We start from the raw sequence: 23,094 nt of genomic DNA on the forward strand, positions 1-23,094 counted from the left end.
CCGTCGGTATTGTGCGTCCTGAAGACATCCAACACCTGACGGTCCCCGGTGCCCCCGCACTGCGCGGTGACCTCCTGCTGACCGCGGTTTCCAGGCCGGATCTGAACAATGACGGTTACCGTGGGGGTATCCGCAGAATCGGCCTGGACGGGTCGGAAAGCGCGTGGACACAGGGCGATCGCGATTCCGCCCCGGCCATTTCACCGGATGGCCACTGGGTCGCGTTCCTGCGTACCGAGTCCGGATCGGACGCTCGGCCCCAGCTCCACGTCATGCCTTCGGCAGGTGGCGAATCCCGGCGCCTCACCTCGCTCGCGCTCGGCGCGGGCGCGCCGGTGTGGGCCCCGGATTCGCGGCGGATCGCTTTCACCGCAAGGGTCCCCGAGCCTGGCCGGTACGGGGTTCCTCGTGCCGACGGCGAGAAGGCCGAGGCCGAGTCGCCCCGCCGGATCACCGGCCTGCACTACCGGCTCGACGACACCGGCTTCCTGAACGACCGTCCACAAAGACTGTTCGTTGTGGACACGGTCACCGGTGACCTGTCGGTGCTGACGGACGGGGCCGTCGACGTCGACGACCCGGCCTGGCACCCCGACGGCACCTCGCTGATCGTGTCCGCGCCCCAAGGCTGGGTGGCCGACACGGCCCGACTCGACCTCTACGCCATCCCCGCCGCGGGCGGGGAGCCGCGCGTGGTGGCGCGAAGCGCGGGCACGGCGATGAAACCGGCCGTCGCCCCGGACGGCGCGATCTGGTTCTACGGCGCCGAATTCCCCGGCAACCTCGACGTCGCCCGCAACGACGCACTCTGGGTGCGGCCCGCCTCGGGCGGCGAACCGCGCCTGGTGACCGAGATCGAGACGGTCGACTGCGACCCGGCCGTCGGCCCGCCCGTCATCGTCGGCGACGAGGTCTACTTCGTCGTGCGCACCAGGGGAGAGGCCCAGCTCGTCGCGGTCCCGCGCGACGCGTCCGAGGTCCCGCTCGCGAAACTCCGTGTGATCGCGGGCGAGCGCGCGGCGGTCCGCGGCTTCGCCGTCGACGGGTCCACAGTGGCCGCCGTCATCTCGACACCCTCCACCTACGGCGAGGTCGTGCTCCTCGACGGTGGCACACCCCGTGTGCTCACCGACTACGCGAAGCCGGTGCGCGACAAGGGCATCTTCCCGATGGAGGAGCTGACCGGCACCGCCCCGGACGGCTACCCGGTACACGGCTGGGTCGTCAAACCCGAAGGCGAAGGCCCGCACCCGGTGATCCTGATGGTCCACGGTGGACCGTTCGCCCCCTACGAATGGTCCCTGTTCGACGAAGCCCAGGTCTGCGCCGCGGCCGGCTACGCGGTCGTGCTGGCGAACCCGCGCGGCTCGGCCAGCTACGGCCAGAACCACGGCCAGGCCATCGTCGGCGCCATGGGCACCGTCGACGCCGACGACCTGCTGGCATTCCTGGACGCGGCCTTGGCATTGCCGGAACTCGACGCTTCCCGCGTCGGCGTGATGGGCGGTTCCTACGGCGGCTACATGACCGGCTGGCTCGCGGCCCACCACGGCTCCCGCTTCCGTGCCGCGTGGAGCGAGCGGGCGGTCAACGCCTGGGACTCCTTCGTCGGCAGCTCGGACATCGGCTGGTTCTTCGCCGAGGCCTACGTTGGCCCCGACCCCGAAGTCCAGCGCGCGCGAAGCCCGCTGACCTACGCGGACCAGATCGACATCCCGTTCTGCGTGGTGCACTCGGAGCACGACTGGCGGTGCCCGATCGAGCAGGCGCAGCGGATGTTCGTCGCGCTGAAGTCACGGGGCGTGGAGACGGAGATGCTGCTGTTCCCGGGTGAGGGGCATGAGCTGACGCGCTCGGGGAACCCTCGGCACCGGGTTGAGCGGTTCCATGCGGTGCTCGAGTGGTGGGGCAGGCATTTGGGGTAGGGCCGAGGAGCGCCCGACCAACCGGGAACTTGAACGTAGTGAAAGTGGCGTTCACAACGCTCACCGTCGCGAACGGGGCGTTGACCACGCCGCGACCTCAGTTCAGCAGGGTGTAGTTCAGCTCTTGGCAGACGCGGCCCAGTGGCACGTCGAGGCCAGGGTGGTCCAGCGGGAGCAGGATGTCCGGCGCCACCGGCAAAGCCGCTCCGCCCGGCGGGTCCCACAGGCACATCGCCGGGTCGCCGGAGTCCATGGACGAGCGGTACCAGAGGCCGTCGAGGTCGCCGAAGGCCGTGCGGATCGCGCGGGCCCAGGCTTGGGTGATCTTCTTCGGGCCGCTGGAGATCTCCTGCGACGCGCCGACCCGGGTCGGCCACAGGCCGGACAGGTCGAGCAGGTTCAGCGTGCGGGTGGGGCGGACGATGACCAGGCGGGGGCCCCGGCTCTTGCGGTCGACCGTGGACGTGGTCTGGAAGACCTCGGCGATCGCGGTGCGCACGGACAGCCCGAAGTACAGCACGCCGTTGCCGGGGTCGGTCACAGGACCGCCGTCGCGGCCGGGGCGCTGCTGGTCGAAGCGGCCGTGCGGGAGCGGGCCGGTGTAGCGGAACGTGTTCCACTGCTGAGGGTGGCGCCCGTTCGCGGTGAAGATCCTGACCATTCTGGTCTGTGGGTGCACCTGCACCACGTCCTGGGTGCGGTGCAGCTCGTTGACCAGGACAGCGCGCGCAGGCGGCAGGGGAAGCCGGGCCATTCGCTTGGGTTCGTCCGTCCTTGTCTCGGTGATCTTGCTCGGGCTACAGCCTAGAAGGGCGTGCCGAGCGTAGCGATCAGGCGTGCGACCGCTTCAGGGTCACCACCGGAAAGGAGCCATTGACGCGGAGTAGCCGGCTGGGAGTTGATCACCAGGTCGGACTGGGGCGTGCTCATGAAAGCGGCCACGACCAGGGCGGGCTGGTCTTCCGGCAACGCCGCGAGCACGACTTCGAGGCCCGGCAGGACGCCGGAGCCGGTGAACTGCCATGACGGCAGGCGCCAGCCCTGGTCCTTCCAGCCGGTGAGCCTGCCTTCCTTGAGGCGGTGCCGGATGCGGCTGTCGTCGACGCCCAGCGCGCGGGCGGCTTCGAGCACGGTGAGCGCGGATTCGGCGAGCACGGCGTGCGCGGCGACGGTCTTGGCGCGGGCGTCCGGCTCGTTCTCGCCCGCGGGGGAGAGGTCGAGGCCGACGTCGGTCAGCGAGGCGCGTTGGTCGGCCGAGAAGTAGCGCGAGGGATCGGGGTTCGGCGGGGACAGTTTCCGAGCGGCGTCCTCGACGAGCGTGAGGAACTCGGTTGCGTCCACTTTGAGCCCGGCCTTGGCGAGTACGTTCTCGAGCGCGACTGACATCTATCTACTCTAACCCCGTTGTGCGGGTTCGTGCGGTTTCGTGCCCCATCTGTGGGTGAATTCACCAAAGATCGACACAGAGAGCACATAATCAAACACGCGGGGTAGGGAAGATGAGTCAGTTTGACCTCATCGCGGAAGGTTGTCCAGAGGCCGGAGTGCGTTGCTTTCCCACGGTCACCCGGACGAGTGGGGGGCGAGAAACACGCCCTACCTCCGGCGCGAGCTCGCACGTTCCACCAGTGAGGCCTCCAGCACCCTCGACGCGGGCGGCAGGCTGTTGTCGGCGATGCGGTCCAGCAGCATCCGCGCGGCGATCACGCCGATGTCGTAGGCGGGCTGGGCCATCACGGTCAGCGGCGGGTCGATGAGCTTGGCCCACGTCGGATCATCGAACGTCACCACGCCGATGTCGCGCCCCGGCCGCAGGTTCCGCTCGGTGAGCGCCTGCAGCACGTCGAGCGCGATCATGCTGTTGGCCGCGATGAGCGCGTCCGGCGGATGCGGGCTGTCGAGCAGTTCCAGCGCTGGCACGCGCGCGCCACCCGCGCGGTATTCCGCGTGGCGGAACAGGTCGTTGCTCAGCCCGGCTTCGCACAACGCGTCCTGGTAGCCCTCCAGCCGCTCGTCGGCCGTGCGGATCCCGGATGGGCCCGTCACGCAGGCGATGCGGCGGTAGCCGTTGTCCAGCAGGTGCTTGGCCGCGGTGTGCGCGGCGCGGCGGCTGTCGACGAGCACCTGGTCGCCGGTGCCGTCGGGCAGCGGGCGGTCCACCGCGACGATCGGGGTGCCGCGCTCGCGCAGTGACTTGACGTCGGTCGACGCGCTGCTCGGCGAAAGCACCACACCGGCGACGCGTTCCTGCAACGCGACGTTGATATAGCGGCGTTCCTTCTCTTCGTTCTCGTCGGTGTTGCACAGCACCACCGAGTAGCCCGCGGTCTGCGCGATGTCCTCGAAGCCGCGCGCGATCGAGGTGAAGAACGGGTTCTCCACGTCCGCGATGATGAGCGCGAGCACCGCCGTCTCCTGGCGGCGCAGATTGCGGGCCAGGCTGTTCGGGTGATAGCCGAGTTCCGTCGCGGCGGCCTGGACCCTGGCCGCGAGCTCGGGATCCACAGTGGACTTCCCGTTCAGCGCTCTGGACACGGTGGCCGTGGACACACCCGCCCTCGCCGCCACGTCACTGATGGTCGCCACCGCGACCTCCCATCTTCGCCCCGCGCGGGGCCGTCGGCGAGAGGATAACCCGGCCACCCATGCGGCTTATTCACCGAATCGTGTCCCTGTGACTACGATGTGATCAAGACGACCGGCGGGGGAGAAGTCGAGTGGCTGAAGCGGGCCTGGTGCTGGGCATCGACATCGGGACTTCCAGCTCCAAGGGCGTTCTTGCCGACGCCTGCGGCAAAATCCTGGCGCGCGCGAGCGTGCCGCATGAGACTTCCGCACCACGTCCCGGGTACTTCGAGCACGACGCTGACCACGTCTGGTGGGCGGATTTCCTGACGCTGAGCAGGGAACTCGTCGCCGCTGCCGACGGCAGGCCGCTCGCCGGTGTCGCGGTGAGCGGGATCGGGCCGGTGCTGCTGCCTGCGGACGCGTCGGGAAGGCCGCTACGGCCCGCGATCCTTTATGGCGTCGACACGCGTGCCAGCGTGGAAATCGCGGAGCTCACCGCGGAACTCGGCGCCGAGTCCATTGTGGACCGCGCGGGCACGGCGCTGTCCTCGCAGGCGGTCGGGCCGAAGTGGCGGTGGCTCGCGCGCCACGAACCCGACGTTTTCGCCCGCGCATCACTGTTTCTGATGGCGAGTTCGTATCTGGTGCACCGGCTCACCGGGGAATACGTGCTCGATCATCACTCCGCCAGCCAATGCGATCCGATGTACGACCTGCGTGCCGGTGACTGGGCCCATGACTGGGCCGAACGCGTCGCGCCCGGCATCGAGCTGCCCAGGCTCGCCTGGCCGACCGAGGTCGTCGGCACGGTCAGCGCGGCCGCCGCTTCGGAAACCGGTTTACCCAAGGGACTTCCGGTCACCGCGGGCACCGTCGACGCCTGGGCCGAGGCGGCTTCGGTCGGCGTGCGCGACCCCGGCGACACGATGGTGATGTACGGGACCACGATGTTCCTGATCCAGGTGCTCGCCGACCCACGGCCGCACACCGGGCTCTGGACCACGCAAGGCGCGTTCCCCGGCACGTACTCGCTGGCGGCGGGGATGGCGACGTCCGGTTCGATCACCGACTGGCTGCGCAAACTCGTCGGCTCCGACTACGCCGCGCTCGTCGAGGAGGCGTCCGCGGTGCCCGCCGGCAGCCGCGGATTGCTGATGCTGCCTTACTTCGCGGGGGAGCGGACGCCCTTGTTCGATCCAGACGCGCGTGGCGTCATCGCCGGGCTGACGCTCGGGCACGGGCGCGCGGAGCTGTATCGCGCGGCGCTGGAAGGGATCGCGTACGGCGTGCGCCACAACCTCGAGGCCATGGGCGCTTCCGGCGGGCAGGCCGGCCGGCTCGTCGCGGTCGGCGGCGGCACCCAGGGCGGACTGTGGACGCAGATCGTCAGCGACGTGACGGGCATGGAGCAGCAGGTGCCGGTCGAGACGATCGGCGCCGCGCTCGGCGACGCGCTGCTCGCCGCGGTCGCGGTCGGGCTGGAGCCGGACATCGCCGCGTGGAACCCGGTGCGGTCCACGGTCGAGCCCGACGCGGAGCGCCGCGCGGCGTACGACGAGTTCTATCCGCATTACCGCGCGCTGTACTCGTCCACTGTGGAAGTGGCGCATTTTCTCGCTGACCGGCAAAACTCGGCAGGGTGAAGGGTTTCACTGGCCGGTGTCGGGGGCAGTAGAGAGAGAACGTTACCGGTTCACTACTATGGGTGACTCTCAATGGCCGCCCGAAAGGGTGAATGTTGAATTTTCTATCGGTTGCGGCTAACGCCGGGTGACGTCTTCGCGAGAAAGTAAGCGACGTGCTCAGCGGAAGCACGCTCTAGCGGGAGAAGAGCTCAGGATGGTCGATCCTGCCGCGTCACCTCCGGCACTGGCGCCGGAACCGCGTGGTTCCCTGAAACCGCTCGGTACCGCGGTGGTGGTTCTGGGTGTCGTCGCGGCGGCCGTCGTGGTCGCCGCGCAGTTCATGCCGGAGAGCAGACGGAACGCAGGCCAGCCCCCGCAGCCGCCCACGGTCGAGCCGATGGTGGCGGTCGCGCGCAGCGTCACGCACGCGGTGAGCTACGAGCTCTTCGGTGACCACGGCGCGCGCAACGTCACCTACGTCGCGCAGGGCGCCGCCATCGCGCAGGAGCGCGAAGTGGCGACGCCGTGGTCGAAGAAATTCCAGCGCACCGGGGTCGAAGGCGGCTCCGAATTCTACAGCGTTTCCGCGCAGGGCAAGAAAAACGGCAAACTCCGGTGCCGCATTCTCGTCGACGGAGTGATCGTCAGCGAGAACGAGAGCAGCGGCGAAGAGCCGACGGTGACCTGCACCCGCTGAGCGTCAGCCCAGCGGCGCCAGCAGATGCGCGGTGTCGTTGAACCGCCGGATGGCCCACACATCCCCGAGTACCACCAGATGCGAGATCGACCCGTTGTCCGCGCCGAGGAAGGCGAACGGCTCGGACTTGGCCGCCTGCCGGAACACCTCGCCGATCACCCCGCCATGTGTGAACGCGGCGACGCGCTGATCCGGATGCGCGGCGTGGATCCGCTCGATCCCGGCGCGGCATCGCGCGGCGAAGGCGTCCATCTGCTCGGCGCCGGGGATGACATCCCAGCGCTGTTCTTCCCAGAGCCGCTGGGCGATCGGGTGGTTTTCGCTGGTGTACTTGCGAAACAGCCCGCCCTCCCATTCGCCGAGGTGTACCTCGGTGAGCCCGGCCTCCAGCCCCGGCGTCATACCCAGTGCGGCGGCGAGCGGCGCGGCGGTCTGCACGGTTCGCCGCAGCGACGTGACGTAGAGGGCGTCGAGCCGTTCGTCGGCCATCCGCTTGCCGACGCGCTCGGCGTGGTCGCGGCCCTCGGGCGCCAGATCGGGGTCGCCCTGGCCCTCGACCATGTCGAACGGCGTGTCGAGCCTGGCAGGCGCGGATTCGCCGTGGCGGATCAAGAAGATCTCGGTTGAGCCGGGTGGCGGTACGAAGCGGTGCTGGCGGTATTCGACCTCGTTAGTCACGGTTCCACGCTAACCCAGCCGTCAGTAACGGCGGCCGGTCCGCCAGCGTCCCCGTTCCTGTGACGAGTCGTGACAGCGGGAGACGGCGTGGCGTCGCCGTGACGGCGGGGCTGCTGCTCGTGGCGGGCGGCCTGGCCGTGGTGGCCATGGCGTGGCGGGGTGACAACGGCCTGCAGACCGCGGCGAACCTCGCCCAGGTGGTTTCGCTGGTGTTCGCCGTGCCGGCACTGGTCGCGTTGTTCTGGCAACTACGGCGCCCACCCGCGCCCACAACGGCGCTGACGTTACGGCTGGCCGCCGCGAAGGAGGTGCTCGCGGACGCCGTCGCCGCCCAATGGCGCGATGAGGCCCTGCTCCGCTCGCTCGACGATCCGGATCCGATGCCGGTCCAGTGGCAGGTGACCGCGCGCGGCGAGATCATGGACAATCCGGCGGGCATCAGCACCGGCCCGCTCATGCTGTTCACCGCGGCCAGCGACGAGATCGCCGCACTGGCCGACCGGTTCCGGGCGTTGCGACGGCCACGGCTGGTCATCCTCGGCGCCGCGGGCACCGGCAAGACCACGTTGGCGGTGCAGCTGTTGCGACAGCTCATCGCGACCAGGAAACCCGAGGACCCGGTACCCGTGCTGGTCTCCGTCGCCGGCTGGGACACGGTGGCCCATCCGAGGCTGCATCAGTGGATCAGCACGCGCCTCGCCCAGGACTATCCCGGCTTGCGCGCTCCCGAACTGGGCACTGGCATGGCCGACGAACTCACCGTCCGTGCGCAGGTGCTGCCGGTGCTGGACGGGCTCGACGAACTCCCCGAGCACACCCGCGCCGAGGTCATCGCGGCGCTCAACCGCTCACTCGGCGGTGACGACCAGCTGGTGCTCACCAGCCGCACCGAGGAGTTCGCCGACGCGGTCCGCGCGGTCGGCGACGTGGTGACCTCGGCGCTCGAGGTCGAACCCGGCCCGCTCATGCCCGCCGCCGCGGCGGGGTATCTCCGCCGGTGCCTGCCGTCGGCGCCCGGCACTGGTTGGGAAAGGGTGTTGCGGACATTGCGGACCGGATCATCCGGCTCGGCGCTGGCATCCACCACGAGCACCGCGCTGGGGTTGTGGCTGGTACGTGCCGTGTACATCACCCCGGGCGCCGATCCCTCGGCTTTGCTGGATACCGCTCGATTCCCCACGGCGGACGCACTGCGCGGGCATCTGTTCGACCATCTCGTCGGCGCGCTCGTCGAGACCCGCACACCCGGCGACAGTCCCGACGACCTGTTCCGGCCGCGGCACCGGCACGATCCCGCGCAAGTACAGCAGTGGCTGAGCTACCTCGCCGCCTACCTCACGCACGACGTCGGCACGCGTGACTTCGCGTGGTGGGAACTCGCTCGGCACACCGGCGCCGTTACCCGATGGACGCGGCTGGGGATCGGGCTCGCGTTCGGGGTGTCGGTCGGCGCGGTGATCGGGCTGGCGTTCGGGTGGTCGCAGGGTGTGCTGTTCGGCGGTTGGCTCGGCCTCGCCGTCGGGTTCGGCGCGGGCGGCTTGGTGGCGGCGGTGGTCGGCTTCACGGCGTGGCTTTCCGCCGGGAGGTGGCCGCACGATCAACCCGGGTTCGCGGATCTGCGGTTGCGCGGGCGAAGCGGCCATCTGGGCATGGTGGTGCTGAAGACGTTGTGGAGCGCGGCGGGCGCCATGTTCGTCGGCAGCCTGATCGTCTTGGGCTTGCGGGAGCTCTTCGAGCTGGGGACCAGCTTGGCTTTCACCGGGCTCGTGATCATGTTCTTCGTGGGCATCGTCGGCGGGGTGGCGTTCGGCCTCACCGCGGGCGTGATCAAGTGGGCCGAGACACCGAGCCGGCTCAAAAGGTCTGGCACACCCTGGGAAAGCTGGCGCCGCGACCGCAACCTCACCGCCGTCCGGGTCGGCGCCGGAGTGCTGGTGGGTGGCGGCTCGGCGGGTTTGCTGTTCGAGGCGAGCGCGGTGGCCTCGATCGGTTTCGACGCCGTCGCGACGATGGTCTGTTCGATCGCGGCGGCCATCTTCGGGCTCGCCGCCGGTTTGTTCGCCGTCTTCACCGGGCACCATCGCGCGTGGCCCGCCTATCTCATCGCCACCCGCAGGCTGGCGGGCGAAGGACTGCTGCCGCGCGACCTCATGTCCTTTTTGGACGATGCACACCGGATCGGGCTACTGCGCGCGGTCGGGCCGCTGTATCAGTTCCGCCACGCCGAATTCCAGGACCACCTAGCCTAGTTGCTTGTCGACGAAACACCATCGCCAAGTCTCGCCTGGCTCGAAGCTGCGCATGACCGGGTGCAGCGTGTCTTGGAAATGCCGGGTCGCGTGCTTGCCGACGGACGAGTCGCAGCAGGCGACGTTGCCGCACTTGAGGCACATGCGCAGGTGGACCCAGTTCAGGCCTTCCTCGACGCAGGCCGCGCACTGGTCCTCCGACGTCGGGTCGACATCGCGCCAGGCGTGGCTGAGGTGCTTGCAGGAGCCCGCGGTGGCCGCGGGCGTGCTGAGTTCGCGGTCCTCCGACAACGGGGCCTCCTCCTTGGCACGGTCCAACATGGACTCTTCGATGTCGAGCCGCTCCAGCACGCGGCGGAGCACCTCGTCGTCGGCCTTGCCCGCGTTGCGTGCCTCCACGAAGTACTTGCGCTCGGCTTCCATCATCTCCAGCCGCAGCCGCCGGTACGCGCTGCTCGGCGTCTCCTCAAGAGATCCTTGTGTGCCAAGGCGTTCCCACGCGGAGTCGGTGCGGTGACGCATCCGGTCACGGAGCCGGTCGAGTACCTCGGGCGGGTCCTCCGGCTTCTTGGCTTCCTCCAGCTTCGCGAGCGCGGCGTGGGACATGTCGTTGATGAGTGCGGCTTCCTGCAACGCGTCCTCGGCCGGGTCTGGCGCGGGCAGCTTGAGCTTGCGCACGAGCCAGGGGAGCGAACTGCCTTGCAGCACCAGCGTTCCGGCCACCACGACGAACGCGGCCAGCACCAGCACGGCCCGCTGGGGCGTGTCGTCCGGCAACACGAACGCGGCCGCGAGCGTGACGACACCGCGCATACCGGCCCAGGCGACGACCGCCGAGTACGACCACCGCCAGGCCTTGAGTCCGAACAGCCGCCGCACCGACGCGATGGTGAACATCCACACGGCGCGCGTCAAGATCGTCACCAGCAGGATGGCCGAGCAGATGACCGTCAGCTGCCAGCCGCTGAGGTCACCGCGCGCGACCTCGGCGAGTATCGGCCGGACCTGCAATCCGATCAGCAGGAAGACCATGTTCTCCAGCAGGAACTGGATGGTCTGCCAGTTCAGCCTGCTCGCCAGCCGTGACGAGCCGGACAGCATCTCCGGAGCCTTGTGCCCCAAGATCAGCCCGGCGAGCACCACCGCGAGCACCCCGGAGCCATGGATCGCCTCGGCCGACAGATACGCGATGAACGGCACCGCGAGCGAGAGCGCCGTATCGGTCACCGGATCTTCGAGCCGCGTCCGGATCATCGCCGCGATCGCGCCGACCGCGAACCCGATCAGCACCCCGACACCTGCGGCGCGCAGGAAGTCGCCCCCGATCTGCCAGAACGTCACGGAGCCCGCGATGGCCGCGATGGCGGTCCGCAACGCCACCAGCGCGGCGGCGTCGTTCACCAGGCTCTCGCCCTCAAGAAGTCGCACGATCTTGCGCGGCATCCCCACCCGCCGCGCCACGGCGGTCGCCGCGACCGCGTCCGGCGGCGCGATGACCGCCCCGATCGCGAACCCGGCCGCCAACGGCAGCCCCGGGATCACCAGCCACGCGACGAACCCCACCGCCAGCGTGGTGAAGGTGACCAGCCCGACGCTGAGCAGCGCGATCGGCCCCCGGTTCGCCCGGAAGTCGACCAGCGACGTCTGGATCGCGGTCGCGTAGAGCAGAGGAGGCAGCAGCCCGAGCAGCACGACCTCGGGCACCAGGTGCACCTCGGGCACACCGGGGATGTACGAGACCGCCACGCCGACCGCGATCAGGCACAGCGGCTCCGGCCAGTCGAGTCTCCTGGCCGCCGTGGTGACCAGCAGAACGGCCACTACCAGCCCAACGATCAACGCCGCGATGTCCACGGCGTCATTGTCGCTGGTCAGTGCCCGTCCCTGCGTAGGGGTCCCTACTCAGGGCGGTGGTCGCTTGTCAACCCGACTTTCGTCGGAGGAAAATTTCACACGGTTTGTAACATCTGTCTGTGAGGGACGATAGGGTGCACGAGGATGCACTGAGGGGTGCTCGTTCGAGCTTGTGAGGGGTGCGGTTCCGATTTCTTACCAGACATGTGCGCTGAGTGCGCGGTTGTGGCTACCGGTTATCCACCGTTGATTAATTTCCAGTTTCTTGATTGAAGACCGGTCGCTTTTGTGTGGTCATCGATCGATGAAGAGCCGTCGGGGTTCCTTGTTGTTCTTTTCCGGCCCGTGCTGGGCCGGCCGCAGAGGAGTGTTTGATGCTACGACGGTGTGTCTCGAGACGCGCTGCCTTCATGGCCTTGTTGAGTGTTCTTTTCGCGATTCCGGTCGCGGTTTCCACGGCATCGACCGCGCTTGCCGCGGATTCTGTGAGCTGTAGGTCGAGCGCCTCGATGTTCTTCGCGTTCGAGAACTCGGGGCTCGAAGTGGATTCGCATGAGGAGCCCGAGGGTGGCGACAACGTCTGGGCGGGCAGGCAGGGGATCGGCTCGGGCTGGGTGGGCCGCATGCTCGCCGGTCCGGACGGTCGCGTGTACCTGATCAGGGAGAACGGCGACGTCGACCGCTTCCGCTGGCTGGGCTCCGGCTGGGAGAATGGTGGCGTCAGCGAGCGGATCGCCACCGGGTGGTACGGCTGGAACTCGCCCGCGTTCCAGAATCTGATCACCGTCGACAGCAAGGGTTCCTTCTACAGTGTCCACGACAATCTCCTGGTCTGGGCGCATTTCGATGAAGTTGCGAAGAAATGGTCCGAAAGGGCGATCGACACCGGCTGGCAGGATAAGTACGATCTGATCACCGCGGCCGGTGACGGCGTTATTTTCGCGCGTACCGCCGCTGGTGACCTTTTTCGATTCCAGTACCACGAGGCGAGCCAGCGCTGGCTCGAGTACGGTCGTAAGGTCGGTTCCGGTGGGTGGAACAACAAGGCGCGTATTACTTCAGCTGGCGCGGATATCCTCTACGCTTTGGACGGAAACAGTTCCGAACTCCAGTGGTACCGGTACATCGGTGCCGGAAACTGGGCGGACGGCCCCTTCAGCGTCGGTAGTGACATCGCTCCCGAAACTCAGATCTCCGCGACCTCGGATGCCTGCTCGGCGGTCAACCCGGTGCTCCCGCAACGGCCCACGGTGCCTGCCAGGCCGAACGCGGCGAGCTACGTGATCGAGGGCGAGACCGGCAGGTTGCAGCACTTCCACGTGGACGGCGCAGGGCGGTTCGTGCAGGGCCGTCAGCGTTCCGCCGACCCCACGGTCGTCGATTTCACCCCGATTAACGGCTACCAGGACTACGTCGGCACGCCTAGCGCCGTTCAGGACGCTGACAAGCGGGTTTACGCGGCTGCGCTCGGCCGTGACAGCGAGAGCCGATTCAGCAGCAGGCCTGCCGGAACGGTGACCTGGCCGGACACCACGAGCTTCGGTGGCTGGAGCCCCGGCCCGGTGGTGATGGCCAAGCGAGACAATGTGGGCTTCGCGTTCACGGTGGACAGTGCCGGCAAGCTCTGGGCGCGCCGCCAGGACACCGCCACCAAGGACTTCCTGGCCTGGCGACCGCTGACGTCGACCAACTTGTCCTCGGACATCACCGTCGTCACGCAGGCTGACGGCATCGACGTGTTCGCCCGCACCAAGGCCGGTCTGTACACCAAGGCCACCTACAACACCGGTAACGGCAGCATCAGTGCTTGGAGCACCGTCCCCGGCACCGGCTGGGACAAGAAGGCCGCCGGAGTCCCGTGGCCGGACAAGACCCTTCAGGTGTTCGCGACCCAGGCGGACGGCGCCGTGGTCACGCTGCGGGAGACCACCACCGGCTTCACCGGTACCTGGCAGGCACTTCCGGCCGTCACCGCCAGTGGCGCGCCAACGGCGATCGTCGACGCGAACGGGCTGACGCACGTGGCCGTGCGCGGTACGGACAGCCTCATCTATGTCACCGAGCAGGTGGCGTTGGGCAGTAACACCTTCCGTCCGTGGCAGAAACTGGCCGACCAGCGGACGGGCATCGCGTACGAGTCCGCGACCGATCCCGCCACCGCCGCGTTCGCGGCAGGCGGCTCGGCCGTCACCTTCCGCGACGCCGACGGCGTCACCTATGTGTTCACGTCCGGTGCGCAGGCTCAGACCGCGGCGGCCCGGTCCTCGGCAGACGCGCGGACCGTGTATCACGGCGGGCCCGCTACCAAGCCGAAGTTCTGACAAGTTCGCGCCGGTGCCCGGGTGTTCTCACCGGGCACCGGCCCGATCCTGCCTCGTTCCGCTGACTCATTCAGGTGGTTCCATGTTCTCTCGTCAGGGTTTCTTCGCGCGCAAAATCGGCAGACCCGGCAAAGCCGTGCTGGTGGGCCTGGTCTTGGTATTGGTGGCTGAGGTAGCTGGTCCCTCGGTTCGCTACGAGCAGCCAGGTTATGACGATGCTCAGCTGATGGCGCAGGCGAGGGCCAAGGCACCACAACAACACCAGGGGTCCGCCGCCGATCATGGGGCTGACCCGACCGGCCCGCCGAATCTGGCGAACCCCGTTTCGCTGCAGTCGAAATATCCGGCGTTGGCAGGCGGCGAGGTCAAGGCACGCGCCAACGACGTCAAGGTCGAGAACGTGCCGAACCACGTTCAGGGTTTCGACGAGAAGACGAGCAAGGAACTCCCGGACCGCCGCACGGCGACCGAGCGCACCTACGCGAACGCGGACGGCACGTACACCACCGAGTTCAGCCGTGAGGCGGAGAACTACCGGACCCCGTCGGGCGCGTACCAGCCGATCGACACCTCGATCGTGCCACGCGAGGACGGCACCGGCTGGCGCAACGCCGGCGACAACGTCACCCTCGGCTTCGCGAAGACCGCCAATGCGGCGTCGATCGTGGACGTCAAGATCGATGATCAGCACCAGTTTGGATTCGGGCTGGCCGAAACCGCGGGCGTGCCAGGTGCGGTCGACGGCAGCCGCATCGTCTACCCGGCGGTGCGACCGGGCGCGGACTTGCGCCTGGATGTTCTTCCTGGTGGGGTCAAGGAAACTCTGGTACTGAACTCTCCCCAAGCACCTGGGGTTTGGGAGTTCCCGCTGCGTTTGACCGGTCTTCGTCCGTCGATTGTGGACGGACGAGTCGCGCTGCTCGACGCCTCCGGTGCGGAGCGGGCTCAGATCCCGGCCGGTTTCATGGCCGACGCGAAGCGCGATCCCGAGACCGGTGAACTCACCACCTCCCAAGGCGTTACCTACAAGCTCATCGAACGCTCCGGGCAGACCGTGCTTCGTGTCGAGCTCGACACGAAGTGGCTCAACGACCCGGCACGGCAGTACCCGGTCGAAGTCGACCCGAGTGTGGAAACCACCGTGTCCAACGGTGGCACCGTGTTCCAGTCCGGCGGCAAGGTCGACGGAGGCACCGACCTCAAGGTGGGGACAAACGGCTCCATCAAGGCGGCGAGCTACCTTTCTTTCGGCGGCGTCGAAAACCGCCTGCGCAACCACAAGATCCTCGGCGCGCAGCTCACACTCAAGAACCACTGGTCGTGGTCGTGCCAGCCGCGTGCGCTGACCGTGCACGGTGTCGTCGCGCCATGGACAAGCGCGAGTGCCTACCCTGGCCCGGCTTTCGGTGCGGCGCTCACCCGTGAGTCGTTCGCGCATGGCTACATCGGGCTCTACCAGCACGCCTCCAGCTGCCCGTCCACAACGGAGCTGATCCAGCTCGGTGAGGGCGGCCGCGATCTCGTGCAGCGGTGGGTCACCGGCGCATCGCCGAACTATGGGCTCACGGTCCGCGCTTCGGACACCGACCGGACCGCCTGGAAGATGTTCACCGGGCACCGCACCGCCAACCCGCCGCGGCTTTTCGTCACTTACACTGCTTATGACGCCGAATACCGCGTTGACCGCGGTGTGCCGGAGCCGCCGGTCACCCGCTTGCAGGGTGGCAAGGTCGTCATCACGGTGACCAACCGCGGGGCCAACACCTGGACCGCCGCGGACTTCGCGCTCGGCTACCGGGCTTACACGACCGAAGGACACCCGGTCGCCTCCGTCGAGGCCGCGTCACTGCCGCATGACGTTCCGCGTGGTGAGTCCGTGACCTTGGAAGCGGAGATCAAACAGCTGGACGTCGGCGACTACCTGCTCGACTTCAGCATGCTGCGTCGCGGTGGTCCGTGGTTCACGGACGAGCAGATTCCTCCGACGCGTCTCGTGATGACCGTATTCGACGTGCCACCGATCGTGAAGGCGCAGTACCCGCCGAACGGGTTCTCGGCGCCGACACTCACTCCGCAGCTCTGGGTCGACGCCGTCGACGTCGACGCGCCGGTGAACTCGAGCTTGAAGTACCGGTTCGAGGTCTGCCTGAACTATGTCCAGCAGCCGGACGGCACTCTCACCGGCGTGTCCTGTGTGGACTCCGGGTATGTCGACAAGCGAACCTGGACCGTGCCGCCCGGCGCGCTTCGGTGGAGCAAGGACTACCAGTGGCGCGCGTTCGCCTTCGACGGCAACGCCGAAAGCCAGAAGCTGTCGCCGAGCCACCTGCTGACCGCTGTTCCGCAGCCGGAGATCACGTCGCATCTGGCGACCGCACCGTACAACGGCGCGCAGCGAGACTTCGATCCGCAGACCGGAAACTACTTCTCGAGCGCGATCGACGCTTCGCTGGTCGTCACCGGTCCGGAGCTGTCCATCGCGCGCACCTACAACAGCCTCGACCCGAGGCGTGATCTGCTCTTCGGCGCCGGCTGGTCGACCCGTTACGACATGCGGGTCGTGCCCGACAACGACGGCTCCGGCAATGTCGTGGTCACCTACCCCGACGGTCAGGAAGTCCGGTTCGGCCGTAACAGCGACGCTACTTTCTCGGCGCCGCCGGGCCGTCAGGCCAACTTCCGCACCGAGGTCGAGGGCCAGGGCGGCGGCTGGGTGCTGACCGACCGCGCGGACACGCTCTACCGGTTCCGGCCCGACGGACGGCTCATCGCCATCCACGACGCGTCCGGGCACTACATCGAGCTCGACTACGGCACGCCGGAACACCTGCGGCGTGCGATCAGCCGCACCAGTGATCGGATCCTGTACTTCAAATGGACCGGGAACCACATCACCTCGGTGAGTACCGATCCCATCGACGGGAAGCAGCTCACTTGGAACTACACCTATGACGGTGACCGGCTGACCAAGGTCTGCGACCCCTACGGCGGTTGCACCAAATACGAGCACACGGCCGGTTCGCACTACCGGAGCGCGGTGGTGGACTCCAGGCCGTCTTCGTACTGGCGGTTCGGTGAAACGGGCGGCACGGTCGCGGCCAGTCAGGTCGGGGTCAACCTCGGTAAGGACAACGGCGCGTTCAAGGACGTCACGCTGGGCCAGCCGAGCCCGTTGACGAACGGCGCCGACACCGCGGCCTCGTTCAACGGAACTTCTTCCGTGGTCACGCTTCCGGACGGGATGGTCAGGAAGAACCGGGACCTGGCCATCGAAATGTGGTTCAACACCAAGCTGGGCGGCCCGCTGTTCGGCTATCAGAAGTCGCCGATCGGGGAGACGCCGGAAGGCGCCGTGCCGGTGCTCTATGTCGGCACCGATGGCAAGCTGCGTGGCCAATTCTGGAACGGCACCGCTGCGCCGATCACTTCCGCGGCTGCCGTGAACAACGGTGAGTGGCACCACGTCGTGCTGTCCGGCTCTCTCGCCACCCAGACGCTGTACCTCGACGGCCAGAAGGTCGGCAGCGTCGAAGGTGAGATCACCCACGACGACATCGTCTACAGCCAGCTCGGTGCCGCGTACACGGTGCCGCCGTCCGCGTGGCCTGCCTGGGGCAACGAACCCCGACGGTTCTTCGCGGGTCAGATCGACGAGGTGGCCTACTACGAGTACCCCGTCGGCCCGACGGCTGTGGCCGCGCACTTCCAGGCCAAGGCCGGCGCCGACTACCTCACCAAGATCTCGTTGCCCAGTGACCGGGTCGCGGCGCAGCTCGCTTACAACACGACGGCCGACCGGCTCGTCGAGCTGACCGATCGCGACGGCGGGCGCTGGAAGCTGGCAACCCCGGTGGTCACCGGCGCCGCGAACAACCTGGTCAGGACCACCCAGGTCACCGATCCCGGCAACCGGCTTCACTTCTACGACTACGACCCCATGCGCGGGCGCATCCTCCGCTACATCGCGCCTCTCGGGCAAGGGCTGCGCCAGGAGGATCGGCGCGACCCTGCCGGAAACCCGGTCCCGCCACCGCCCTCACCGTGCGATCCGTCGAACCCGCCTCCGCCAGGCGATCCATCGTTCTGCGGCGGTCCGACCACCGGTGGTGCACCGTGGGTCGGCGGGCCGGCGTACGGCCAGGGCGTTCGTGCCTTCGACTACGACGACCAAGGTTTCCAGACGACGATCACCGACGAGATCGGCGATCTCGTCGTGCTCACCAACGACGAGCGCGGCAACGTCATCGCGCGTAAGACCTGTCGTGTCGCACCAGGAAACTGTCAGACGAGCTACTACAGCTACTACCTGAACCCCGGCGACGTGACAGATCCACGCAACGACAAGCTGGTCTCGTCGCGTGACGCTCGTTCGGCGAACGCTTCGGATTCGAAGTACGCGACGACCTACACCTACACGGGTGTCGGCGTGCGCGGGCTTGTGGAAACCGTGAAAACGCCGGACGGCGCGGTCACCAAATACGCCTACACGGATGGCAACGACGCCGCTATCGGCGGTGGCAACGCGCCCGCCGGGCTGATCCGGCAGGTGGAGGATCCACGTGGCGGCGTGACGAAGTATTCGTACTTCCGCAATGGCGACCTTGCTCAAGTCATCGACGCGGCCAAGCTGATCACCAACTTCACCTACGACGTCTTCGGTCGCCGGATCGCTCAGACCCAGGTCAGCGACAGCTTCCCCGGTGGCGTCACGACGACCTTCGGGTTCGACGCGCTGTCGCGTCAGACCGCGATGACCAGCCCCGCGGTGGTCAATCCCCTGACTCAGGTCAAGCACACAGGCCAGGTACTGCAGGGTTACGACGCCGACGGAAACCTCACCAGGATCGAAGCCAAGGACACCACCGGCGGCGACCCGAGCCGCGTGACCGCCATCGCCTACGACGAGTTCGGGCACGCGAACCAGGTCACCGACGCCGAAGGTGCCAGCACCCACTTCGGTTACGACGGCTTCGGCAACGTCACCTGGCGCGTGGACGCGGGCGGCAACAAGTACGAATTCGGCTACACGGGCAGGAACGCGCTCGCCGAAGTCCGGTTGCGTGCCTTCCATGGCAACGCGGTCGATCCGGTCACCGACGGCGGTGACACCGACGGCGGAGGCGACACCTCGTCCGCACCGACGCTCGTGCTCGCGTCCTATGGCTACGACCTCGCGGGTAAGCGCATCCGGCAGACCGATGCCATGGGCAGGACGACTCGTTTCCAGCACTTCGGTGACGGCAAGATCTGGAAGGTCGTCGCGGAGAAGGTCAGCGACCCGTTCAACCCGAACGCGCCCAAGCGCGATATCACACTGCACGAGTTCGCCTACGACGCCGCAGGGAACCGGGTGCAGGACACCAGGCCGAATGGTCAGGTGACCGGTTACGAATTCGACGCGGCAGGCAGGGCTGTCGTCGAGAACGACGATCCCGCCGGTTTGGCGAACCGCACGGAATGGACCTACGCGCAGGGCGGTGACATCAAGAAGGTCACCAGGTCCGGAAAGAGTTCGAACAGCACCCGGCTCGATGTCGGCCGGATCGAAACCACCGAGTACGAGTACGACACCGCGGGCCGTCAGACGAGCAACTCAGTCGTCAACAACGCTTCGGAGAAGTTCACCACCACATACGGCTACGACCAGCGGGGTCTTGTCACCTCGGTGACAGAGCCCAGGGGCAACGTCGCCGGTGCGGACCGGGCACTGTTCACCACCGAGTCGCGGTACGACGAACTCGGGCTTCCGATCACGGTTACCGGCCCGTTGACCGCGGCGGAGACCGGCGGAAACCAGGCCGCGCAGGTGCGGCCGCAGACCATGACCGGCTACAGCACCTTCGGCGAACCGACGAACGTCCGCGAGCCGAACGGAAACCTCAGCACCACGGCGTTCGACCGGCTGGGCAGAGTGACGGAGTTGACGTCACCCGAGTACCGCGCGCCGGGCGACACCACGGGCAAGAAGGCCGTGGCCAAACTCGCCTACGACGGTCTCGGCAACGTCATCGCCTCGACGAATCCGCTCGGAGCGATCACCCGTAGCCGGTACGACCAGCTCGGCAGGCTCGTCGAGCGGATCGACCCACGGCCGGACGCGGGCGACCAGCCTGGTGGGGTTTGGAGCTACAGCTACACCAAGGCGAGCGAACCGCTGTCCGTCACGGATCCCACGGGCTCGAGAAGGGAGGCGACCTACGACGACCTCGGTCGTCAGGTCACCTCGACCAAGCTCGAGCGCAGGCCGGAACCCGCCGCGTACACCACGCAGCTGCGGTACGACGACGCGAGCAACCTTGTTTCGGCGACCTCGCCGACGGGCGACCGCACGCGGTTCGACTACGACCCGCTCGGCAGGCCGACCTCGGTCACCGATCCGGCGGGTGTCGTCGAACAGCGTGGCTATGACAGCAGCGGCAACCAGGTGAGGGCTTCGGACGGCCTCGGTCGCACGAAGTACCTGACGTTCGATGGCGCCGGCCGGAACACGAGCGTCATCGACCTCGACGCGGGCGAGCACATCCTCCGCAAGCGGTCGGCGACCTATGACGCCGTCGGCAACAAGATCTCCGAGGCCGACGCTTTCAACCACACGACGAAGTTCGGCTACGACAACCGCAGTCTGCTCGTCCGCCAGGAAGAGCAGACGACTGACGTGGCGGCCGATGCCATCGTCACCACCTTCGGCTATGACGCCGCGGGTAACCGGACCAGGGTCACGGACGGCAGGCAGAACGCGACCGTTCGCACGTACAACTCGCTGGGCTTGGTCGAATCGGTCATCGAAGCGGCCACCACGGCGCATCCGTTGCCCGCCGACAGCACGTGGACCAATACGTACAACCTTGTCGGTCAGGTTACGAAGTCGGTCGCTCCTGGCGGTGTCACTCGTCAGCGTGAGTTCGACGCGCTCGGCAGGTTGAAACTGGAGACCGGCACCGGCGCCGCCCAGCCGACGGCCGACCGCAAGTTCCGCTTCGACGCGGCCGGGCGCGTGCTCGGCTTGGACACACCAGGTGGCGAGAAGACGTTCACCTACAACGACCGCGGCGCACTGCTGACCAGCACGGCGCCGTCGGCGGGAACGTCGAGCTACACCTACGACGGCGTCGGCAGGCTGACTGAACGTACGGACAAGGCAGGCACTGCAAAGTTCTCGTACACCCAAGGGCGGCTTTCGAGCCAGACCGACGGGTTGACCGGCGTCGCGCAGGCCGTCGGGTACGACGGCGCGGGCGCGGTGTCGCAGGTCGACTACGGCTCGGGTCGAAAGAGGACGTACTCGTATGACGACTTCGGTCGGCTCAGTGGAGATGACCTCAAGGGCTCCGATGGTGCTTCGCTGTCGTCGGTCACGTACGGCTATGACGTCGAAGACAGGTTGACCAGCAAGAAGACGTCCGCAGGGGACAACACCTACGGCTACGACTTCGCAGATCGCCTGACCTCGTGGACTTCTGCGGGCAAGACGGTCGACTACAAGTGGGACGCTTCGGGGAACCGAGTCAAGGCGGGCGCGAAGACCGCCACCTTCGACCAGCGGAACCGTCAGCTGACCGACGGCGCGGACACGTTGGCGTGGTCACCTCGGGGAACCCTGGATTCACGCACGACGGCTTCCGGGACGGTCACCTCCGCGTTCGATGCTTTCGACCGCGCGGTCAAGCAGGGATCCGCGACCTACGGCTACGACAGCTTGGACCGCGCGTCCGACCGCAACGGCCGGGCGATGTCTTACGACGGCATGAGCCTCGACCTGATCTCGGATGGGGTGTCGAGCTTCTCTCGCGGGCTTGACGGAGGCTTGCTGTCGCAGGTCAACGACTCGGGCGTGGCGCAGATCGCGCTCACGGACCGGCACTCGGACGTGGTCGGCGGGCTGCACCCATCGTCGAGTTCGCTCGTCGGGTCGTCGACGTTCGATCCCTTCGGCCAGCGGACCGGCGGATCCGGTGCCGCGTCGCCTCTGGGGTACCAGTCGGACTACACCGACCCGGAAACCGGCGGCGTCGACATGGGCGCGCGGTGGTACGCGCCTGGGACTGGAACGTTCACAGCTCGCGACAACGTAGCCTTGCCGACCAAGCCGTCGGTGGCCGCGAACCGCTACACCTATGGATTCGGACAGCCGACAAATCTCGCAGACCCAGACGGTCATTGCCCGGCTTGTGTGGTTGCTGCTCCTCTTGCAGGAGCAGGTCCTCCTGGATGGCTTGCCGGCGGGTTGATCATTCTCGGCGGCCTTGCTATCACATATATAGGTACGCACGCGATTGACACATTGCGGGAGGATGCTAAGAACAAGTCTCGTGGCGGCGCGGGCGGCGGGTTTGCCGCGCCACCGCTGCCGGGGGCTTTTCCGGATGGCTGGAACGAAGCCAACCAGTTGAGGATCGCTGCTCAGCAGAAGGCGCGTCGCGAGGCTGAGCAGCAAGCCGGGGGAGGCCCGCGTACTCCGCCTCCGCCACCACCCGGTATTGCTGCCCGGCAGGTCGCACGGGTGAAGGCATTGCGTATTGCCGACCCGACCCCGGCGGCAGCAGTTCGACCCTTGGTCGTAACCCCTGTCTCTTCGAGTCCTGAATTGCCTGCAATCCTCGTCTCGTCTCAGATGAATGATGTTCAAGACATCAACACAGTCTATGACTGGGCGAAGAGTTCAGTTTTGGATCCGGGCGATCCTGTTATCGAAAACGTCGCAAAGACGCCGGTTTCGGAACTTGAGGTGGATAACCCTGTAGGTGGCGAGCGCGCTGCTGCGCCGGATGCCGTTGATGCTCTCCGTGGAGGCGGCAACTACGAGCACGAATCGCCAGCTTCCGTGCAACGTGGTGGCCCGCCGGACCAATCAGCGGTAGCCGCAGGGCGCGGACACGTGCCGGGAGTGGATATCGTCGGCACGAATCACAACGTTCTCCGGCCGACGCAAGACTATGTCGATCCCGACACGGTGGAGTATTATGTCGAGGAGCTCCGAGCGGGGCGGCCAGTAGGGCCTATCGAGACCCAACGTCTGGCTGACGGCAGGGAGTATATCGAGGAAGGCCACCATCGCTACGTCGCAAGCGTGAAGACAGGGATTCCTGTTGAACGTATAACCGTGGATGGGGCAACGGTCGGCATGCCAGACTGGTCTGGGGTAGGGTACGAACCCTTCAATGGAGACTGGTAGGACTG

At 67.4% G+C, this 23,094-nt stretch carries 11 protein-coding genes; 6 read left to right on the plus strand and 5 right to left on the minus strand.

The features are described from left to right. Window positions 1–11: 11 nt before the first annotated feature. Window positions 12–1,925 carry a S9 family peptidase gene (locus ACFV15_RS21510; protein ID WP_378352274.1) on the plus strand — a complete coding sequence of 638 codons (1,914 nt, stop codon included), beginning with the start codon at window positions 12–14 and terminating at the stop codon, window positions 1,923–1,925. Window positions 1,926–2,022: 97 nt separating this feature from the next. Here the strand turns inward: ACFV15_RS21510 and ACFV15_RS21515 are convergent, their stop codons facing one another. From ACFV15_RS21515 to ACFV15_RS21525, 3 genes are all read right to left on the minus strand, one after another. Further along, on the minus strand, window positions 2,023–2,679 hold the full coding sequence (locus ACFV15_RS21515) for an RES family NAD+ phosphorylase (RefSeq protein ID WP_370948536.1): 657 nt from the start codon (window positions 2,677–2,679) through the stop codon (window positions 2,023–2,025). A 50-nt stretch (window positions 2,680–2,729) separates the two neighbouring features. Continuing rightward, the gene (locus ACFV15_RS21520; protein WP_370948537.1) at window positions 2,730–3,311 is read right to left on the minus strand and encodes a DNA-binding protein; all 582 of its coding nucleotides are present in this window, start codon (window positions 3,309–3,311) and stop codon (window positions 2,730–2,732) included. 210 nt (window positions 3,312–3,521) lie between these two features. After that, a complete protein-coding gene (locus ACFV15_RS21525; RefSeq protein ID WP_378352275.1) occupies window positions 3,522–4,511 on the minus strand; it encodes a LacI family DNA-binding transcriptional regulator in 990 nt (329 codons plus the stop codon). Window positions 4,512–4,642: 131 nt separating this feature from the next. On the opposite strand from ACFV15_RS21525, the gene ACFV15_RS21530 reads away from it, so the two are divergent. Further along, window positions 4,643–6,136, plus strand: coding sequence for an FGGY-family carbohydrate kinase (locus ACFV15_RS21530; protein ID WP_378352277.1), 1,494 nt, complete (start codon window positions 4,643–4,645; stop codon window positions 6,134–6,136). A 196-nt stretch (window positions 6,137–6,332) separates the two neighbouring features. After that, a complete protein-coding gene (locus tag ACFV15_RS21535) occupies window positions 6,333–6,815 on the plus strand; it encodes an MmpS family transport accessory protein (protein ID WP_378352279.1) in 483 nt (160 codons plus the stop codon). 3 nt (window positions 6,816–6,818) lie between these two features. Here ACFV15_RS21535 and ACFV15_RS21540 read toward each other — a convergent pair whose 3' ends face one another. Continuing rightward, window positions 6,819–7,493, minus strand: a complete 675-nt coding sequence (locus tag ACFV15_RS21540) for a histidine phosphatase family protein (protein ID WP_378352280.1) — start codon at window positions 7,491–7,493, stop codon at window positions 6,819–6,821. A gap of 98 nt (window positions 7,494–7,591) precedes the next feature. Here ACFV15_RS21540 and ACFV15_RS21545 point away from each other — a divergent pair, with 98 nt between their 5' ends. After that, the gene (locus ACFV15_RS21545) at window positions 7,592–9,742 is read left to right on the plus strand and encodes an NACHT domain-containing protein (RefSeq protein ID WP_378352281.1); all 2,151 of its coding nucleotides are present in this window, start codon (window positions 7,592–7,594) and stop codon (window positions 9,740–9,742) included. Here the strand turns inward: ACFV15_RS21545 and ACFV15_RS21550 are convergent. Then, window positions 9,734–11,596: a Na+/H+ antiporter gene (locus tag ACFV15_RS21550; RefSeq protein ID WP_378352282.1), complete on the minus strand. Its 1,863-nt coding sequence runs from the start codon at window positions 11,594–11,596 to the stop codon at window positions 9,734–9,736. The genes ACFV15_RS21545 and ACFV15_RS21550 overlap by 9 nt on opposite strands. Before the next feature lie 410 nt (window positions 11,597–12,006). Between ACFV15_RS21550 and ACFV15_RS21555 the strand changes: the two genes are divergently transcribed. Continuing rightward, window positions 12,007–13,917, plus strand: coding sequence for a tachylectin-related carbohydrate-binding protein (locus ACFV15_RS21555; protein WP_378352283.1), 1,911 nt, complete (start codon window positions 12,007–12,009; stop codon window positions 13,915–13,917). 82 nt (window positions 13,918–13,999) lie between these two features. Beyond that, window positions 14,000–23,089, plus strand: coding sequence for a LamG-like jellyroll fold domain-containing protein (locus tag ACFV15_RS21560; RefSeq protein ID WP_378352284.1), 9,090 nt, complete (start codon window positions 14,000–14,002; stop codon window positions 23,087–23,089). Window positions 23,090–23,094 lie beyond the last annotated feature (5 nt).

The sequence above is a fragment of the Amycolatopsis sp. NPDC059657 genome (genome assembly GCF_042734395.1).
Lineage (GTDB): Bacteria > Actinomycetota > Actinomycetes > Mycobacteriales > Pseudonocardiaceae > Amycolatopsis.